Consider the following 5,502-nt stretch of genomic DNA (forward strand, 5'->3'; position numbering starts at 1 on the left):
AAAAAGGCACATGCGAAAATATGAATGGTTTAATTAGGCAATATTTACCTAAAGGGATTGATTTAAATCAGGCAGATCAGCATTATTTAAATCAAGTTGCCATGTCACTGAATACTCGTCCTAGAAAGGCGTTAGATTGGCTTACACCATTAGAGAAATTTGCTCAGCTTGTTGATTATCATATGGCTTTTGAAACTGTCGCACCTCATGTTTGAATTCGCCTTTATTTCTTGCATAAATGTATCCTATAGGATACATTCTACTTATGTACTCAATATATACCACTGAAGTCTTTGATGACTGGTTCACCAAGTTAAAAGACCAGCAGGCAAAAAGACGCATACAAGTCCGAATTGATCGGGTTGAAGATGGAAACTTTGGAGATACTGAGCCGGTCGGTGAAGGTGTTTCTGAATTACGTTTCTTCTTTGGGCCAGGCTATAGGATTTATTACTGCAAGCAAGGGCAAAGGGTTGTTATTCTTTTAGCAGGCGGAGATAAGTCTACGCAAAGTAAAGATATAAAACTTGCCCTGCAATTGGCACAAGATTTAGAGGAGGAGCTATAAATGGCTATTAAACTTCGCAAATGGGACAGTGCTGAGCATCTTAAAACAGAGGATGATATGCAGGCTTACTTACAAGCATGTATTGAAGAATCTAATGGCGATGCCGCATTCATTGCAAAGGCTTTAGGTAACATTGCAAAAGCTAAAGGAATGGCTCAATTATCACGAGATACAGGCTTAGGCCGAGAAAGTCTTTATAAAGCACTTTCTGGTGATGTTAACCCTAGTTTTGATACTGTGATTAAAGTTGTAAAAGCACTGAATTTACGCTTAGCAATTTAAAAAAAGTTATTAAAAAATGGAGCTTTAGGCTCCATTTTTTAATTTCGTATAAGGTGTATTATGTTAATTTTAGAAATTCTTAATTTCCATCTATCCAAACTTGCTTGATCCAATCTGCTAAATCTTCCCACTGCTCATCGCTATATCCATCTGCTGTCCAATATCTAATTTTATGATTAGGAGATAGGCAATAATAACTACCATTATCTTCACAAATAGGTAGCCAATCTTCTGGCAGACCTTGCTCCCTAGCATCATTTAATATCTGAGATAGCCCTCGATAGCATTCTTTCTCATCTGTAAGAGACGCTAATTCAATTGTTCCATAAAAGATATTGCTAATCTCTTTCAAAACTTTTTTATAATCTTTTGGAAAAATAAAACCTATTTTTCGTTCATAAGCAGATATGAAAATATCATCAGGTAGTTCTATGTTTAGACGACTATTCCCAGATAGTTCTTTTAATTCTTGAATAATGTTATCAAGCTTATTTTGCATATACATTCTGCTCTATCGCATTAAAGTTCTTACTACAATTTAACATAATGGCTGTTATGCGAAACGAGATCTACCAGCTCTCGTTTTTTGTTATGGAAACTGCTAAAATTCAAATACGCCATTGACGTATAAAGAGTCCATGTTATTTATTGAAACCAGCATCTTTACCAAGCAAATTAAAGACCTTGTATCTGATGAGGAATATCGTCAACTTCAGCAAGATCTTTTGGTACAGCCTGATAGAGGTGACCTAATCAAGAATGGCGGTGGTATTCGCAAAGTACGTTGTGCTCAAGGTAACAAAGGGAAAAGTGGTGGGATACGGGTGATTTATTATTGGGTCACCGAGGATGATCAGATCTTTTTCTTAGTGGCTTATCCAAAATCAGTAAAAGATAATTTAACAGATAAGGAAACCGCCATTCTGCACCAACTCGTGAAGGAGCAATTTCATGGATAACAACTTATTTGATGACTTGGTTGCTTCAATCAAAGAAGCTGGAGCTATCAAACGTAAAGAAGTTAAAGCAAGCCGAGTTACAGAACTCGAATTGCCTGATATTAAAGAAGTACGTGAAAAAACTGGCTTGAGCCAAAATGAATTTGCTGCACGTCTACATATTAGCCCCCGTACCCTGCAAAATTGGGAACAGGGACGACGCTATCCAACTGGACCAGCAGCTACATTGATTCGAATTTTAGATGCTCACCCAAGCCTTATTTGAAAAAATTACTTAAAAAATGGGAGCTTAAGGCTCCCATTTTTATTTCGTATAAGGTGTATTATGTTAATTTTAGAAAATCTTCACTACTATTATTTTAAAATAAGCCTTATATCCAAGCATAAAACAAGGTTGTCTAGACTTCTTTTAACAGTAAAGTTATCATAAAACTGAATTTTATTTTTTAGGTAAGTTTATGCATTCTATCCGCATTCGTTAAGACACAACTATTTGCATAGTGACACTATTTTATAATGGTGGGCTTTTGTTGTGTCTTTAAGAATATATGCGGATATATAAAGTAAAAGTATGCTTAATTTATAAGTATGCTTTTAGTGCATAGTTTCCAGTTATAACTTAATTGACTAGCTATTTGTCCACCCTGTGGATGAATAGCTTTTTTTTTGGGAGGACACTGTGATGCTAGCTTTTGTTTTCACCTAAATCCTGTTTGCTGCATAAAAAATTTCAAGAGCTAAACAGGAGTAAATAAAAATGAGTTTAATTATTAAAGCGAGAAACATACGCTTGGATTATGCTGGGCGTGATGTTTTGGATATTGATGAATTGGAAATTCACTCTTATGACCGTATTGGTCTTGTGGGTGATAACGGAGCAGGAAAGAGTAGTTTACTCAAAGTACTTAATGGCGAAATTGTTTTAGCCGAAGCGACATTACAGCGTTTTGGTGATTTTGCACATATCAGCCAACTGGGCGGAATCGAAATAGAAACGGTCGAAGACCGGGCAATGTTATCTCGCCTTGGTGTTTCCAATGTACAAAACGACACAATGAGTGGCGGAGAGGAAACTCGTGCAAAAATTGCTGCCGCATTTTCCCAACAAGTACATGGCATTCTAGCGGATGAACCAACCAGCCACCTTGATCTCAATGGAATAGATCTACTTATTGGTCAACTTAAAGCATTTGATGGAGCATTACTTGTTATCAGTCATGACCGATATTTTCTTGATATGGTTGTAGACAAGATATGGGAGTTAAAAGACGGTAAAATTACGGAATATTGGGGTGGTTACTCGGATTACTTGCGTCAAAAAGAAGAAGAGCGACAACACCAAGCCGTAGAATATGAGCTGATGATGAAGGAACGGGAGCGATTAGAATCTGCTGTGCAAGAAAAACGCCAGCAAGCTAATCGATTAGACAATAAGAAAAAAGGAGAAAAATCCAAAAACTCTACCGAAAGTGCTGGACGACTTGGGCATGCAAAAATGACTGGCACCAAGCAAAGAAAACTGTATCAGGCAGCTAAGAGTATGGAAAAGCGTTTGGCTGCATTAGAAGATATTCAAGCACCAGAGCATTTGCGTTCTATTCGTTTTCGTCAAAGTTCAGCCCTAGAACTGCACAATAAGTTCCCGATTACGGCAGATGGTCTGAGCTTAAAATTTGGTAGCCGTACTATCTTTGATGACGCTAACTTTATAATACCGCTTGGCGCTAAAGTCGCTATAACTGGATCGAATGGAACAGGGAAAACGTCCTTGTTAAAAATGATATCAGAACGTGCTGATGGATTAACCATATCTCCAAAAGCTGAAATTGGCTACTTTACACAAACAGGATATAAATTTAACACGCATAAATCTGTGCTCTCCTTTATGCAGGAAGAGTGCGAGTACACAGTTGCGGAAATTCGTGCAGTATTGGCTTCAATGGGGATCGGAGCGAATGATATTCAAAAAAACTTATCCGACTTATCGGGAGGTGAAATCATCAAACTGCTTTTATCCAAAATGCTTTTAGGAAAATATAATATTTTGCTTATGGATGAACCAGGAAACTATCTTGACCTAAAAAGTATTGCCGCATTAGAAACAATGATGAAGTCCTATGCAGGAACTATTATCTTCGTATCTCATGACAAGCAATTGGTCGATAATATTGCTGACATTATCTACGAGATCAAAGACCACAAAATCATCAAGACTTTTGAGAGAGATTGTTAATGATAGCCAATCTAATCCGAACATTAATTATTGAACTCTTTAAAGGAAATTAAAAATGACAATTCAAGATATTCAATCACTTGCTGAAGCACACGGCTTGTTGCTTACGGACAAAATGAATTTCAATGAAATGGGCATTGATTTTAAGGTCGTTTTTGCTCTTGATACAAAGGGGCAACAATGGTTGCTGCGTATTCCTCGTCGTGATGGCATGAGGGAACAAATCAAGAAAGAAAAACGCATTTTAGAATTGGTAAAAAAACATCTTTCTGTAGAGGTTCCTGATTGGAGAATTTCATCTACAGAATTAGTGGCTTATCCCATACTTAAAGATAATCCTGTTTTAAATTTGGATGCTGAAACCTATGAAATAATTTGGAATATGGACAAAGATAGCCCGAAATACATAACATCTTTGGCAAAAACCTTATTTGAAATCCATAGTATTCCTGAAAAAGAAGTTCGGGAAAATGATTTGAAAATTATGAAACCTTCAGATTTAAGACCTGAAATAGCAAACAATTTGCAGTTAGTAAAATCTGAAATTGGTATAAGTGAGCAATTGGAAACCCGCTACAGAAAATGGTTGGATAATGATGTTCTATGGGCAGATTTCACCCAATTTATACATGGCGATTTATATGCTGGGCATGTACTAGCTTCAAAGGATGGAGCTGTTTCAGGCGTTATTGATTGGTCAACAGCCCATATAGATGACCCAGCGATTGATTTTGCTGGGCATGTAACTTTGTTTGGAGAAGAAAGCCTCAAAACTCTAATCATCGAGTATGAAAAACTAGGGGGTAAAGTTTGGAATAAACTATATGAACAGACTTTAGAAAGAGCAGCGGCCTCTCCTTTGATGTATGGTTTATTTGCCTTAGAAACTCAAAATGAAAGCCTTATCGTTGGAGCAAAAGCTCAGTTGGGAGTTATATAATTTAAAAATATGATTGCTGAGAACTGCCTTGTTTTGAAACTTGGTTGGCTTTAATTAGTTTTTAGTATTCTTTATAGAAAATGCCTCGATCAAGGGGCATTTCTAACAATCATTTAACATAAAATTTCTTATGTGAAGTAACCTGAATGCAGCGGTGCCCCATTGGGGGCGCGTTGAGATAAGCCTCTTTTAGATAACTTTAGCAACTCGATAGACAGTTGCAACTCCACAATTCACTGCTTTGGCAATTTCTTCCTTAGTCATATTGCCAACTACTAGCAATTCTTTTATTCGTTTATGTTTAGCCTCATTTGCCTTCTTGCCTGTTGGTTTGTAACCCGAACGTGCCAGGCCCTGCTTAATACGTTCTATACGTTTCTCATTGTCTAGGCGGGGCACTGTTGCAAATAGGCTGACATGATAAGCTAAATATCTTATTTATTTCGAGATACAGCAGATGAATCCCTTCCACGGTCGGCACTTTCAAGGTGAAATCATTCTTTGGGCTGTTCGTTGGTAT

Annotated in this window: 8 protein-coding genes and 1 pseudogene; 7 read left to right on the top strand and 2 right to left on the bottom strand. The window is 37.1% G+C overall.

Annotated features, from left to right (window positions below):
- The 3 genes from HYG88_RS14965 to HYG88_RS14975 all read left to right on the top strand — a co-directional run.
- A partial coding sequence (locus HYG88_RS14965) for a hypothetical protein (RefSeq protein ID WP_005139060.1) occupies window positions 1-215 on the top strand: 215 nt, incomplete at its 5' end.
- Between the two features lie 50 nt (window positions 216-265).
- The gene (locus HYG88_RS14970; protein ID WP_000286964.1) at window positions 266-568 is read left to right on the top strand and encodes a type II toxin-antitoxin system RelE/ParE family toxin; all 303 of its coding nucleotides are present in this window, start codon (window positions 266-268) and stop codon (window positions 566-568) included.
- On the top strand, window positions 569-850 hold the full coding sequence (locus HYG88_RS14975) for an addiction module antidote protein (RefSeq protein WP_000985609.1): 282 nt from the start codon (window positions 569-571) through the stop codon (window positions 848-850). It begins immediately after the preceding gene.
- Between the two features lie 79 nt (window positions 851-929).
- Here the strand turns inward: HYG88_RS14975 and HYG88_RS14980 are convergent, their stop codons facing one another.
- Entirely contained in the window at window positions 930-1,349 is a 420-nt protein-coding gene (locus HYG88_RS14980) for an SMI1/KNR4 family protein (protein WP_001180106.1), read from the bottom strand.
- 139 nt (window positions 1,350-1,488) lie between these two features.
- On the opposite strand from HYG88_RS14980, the gene HYG88_RS14985 reads away from it, so the two are divergent.
- From HYG88_RS14985 to HYG88_RS15000, 4 genes are all read left to right on the top strand, one after another.
- Complete coding sequence (locus HYG88_RS14985; RefSeq protein ID WP_000897307.1) at window positions 1,489-1,809, top strand: type II toxin-antitoxin system RelE/ParE family toxin; 321 nt, start codon at window positions 1,489-1,491, stop codon at window positions 1,807-1,809.
- Window positions 1,802-2,074, top strand: coding sequence for a NadS family protein (gene nadS, locus HYG88_RS14990; protein ID WP_000369781.1), 273 nt, complete (start codon window positions 1,802-1,804; stop codon window positions 2,072-2,074). Before HYG88_RS14985 ends, nadS begins: the two co-directional genes overlap by 8 nt.
- 492 nt (window positions 2,075-2,566) lie before the next feature.
- Window positions 2,567-4,042: an ABC-F type ribosomal protection protein Msr(E) gene (gene msr(E) / locus HYG88_RS14995; RefSeq protein ID WP_000052512.1), complete on the top strand. Its 1,476-nt coding sequence runs from the start codon at window positions 2,567-2,569 to the stop codon at window positions 4,040-4,042.
- Between the two features lie 55 nt (window positions 4,043-4,097).
- A complete protein-coding gene (locus tag HYG88_RS15000; protein WP_000155092.1) occupies window positions 4,098-4,982 on the top strand; it encodes an Mph(E) family macrolide 2'-phosphotransferase in 885 nt (294 codons plus the stop codon).
- A gap of 189 nt (window positions 4,983-5,171) precedes the next feature.
- On the opposite strand, the pseudogene HYG88_RS15005 reads toward HYG88_RS15000, so the two are convergent.
- Window positions 5,172-5,399: pseudogene (locus HYG88_RS15005) on the bottom strand (helix-turn-helix domain-containing protein); the annotation flags it as partial.
- Window positions 5,400-5,502: the final 103 nt, after the last annotated feature.

The sequence above is a fragment of the Acinetobacter sp. SwsAc4 genome, from assembly GCF_013391535.1.
Lineage (GTDB): Bacteria > Pseudomonadota > Gammaproteobacteria > Pseudomonadales > Moraxellaceae > Acinetobacter.

Bases quoted from the DNA above. Each gene is read 5' to 3' on its own strand.
- HYG88_RS14970 (WP_000286964.1), top strand. From the start codon at position 266: ATGTACTCAATATATACCACTGAAGTCTTTGATGACTGGTTCACCAAG.
- HYG88_RS14975 (WP_000985609.1), top strand. From the start codon at position 569: ATGGCTATTAAACTTCGCAAATGGGACAGTGCTGAGCATCTTAAAACA.
- HYG88_RS14980 (WP_001180106.1), bottom strand. From the start codon at position 1,349: ATGCAAAATAAGCTTGATAACATTATTCAAGAATTAAAAGAACTATCT.
- HYG88_RS14985 (WP_000897307.1), top strand. From the start codon at position 1,489: ATGTTATTTATTGAAACCAGCATCTTTACCAAGCAAATTAAAGACCTT.
- nadS (WP_000369781.1), top strand. From the start codon at position 1,802: ATGGATAACAACTTATTTGATGACTTGGTTGCTTCAATCAAAGAAGCT.
- HYG88_RS15000 (WP_000155092.1), top strand. From the start codon at position 4,098: ATGACAATTCAAGATATTCAATCACTTGCTGAAGCACACGGCTTGTTG.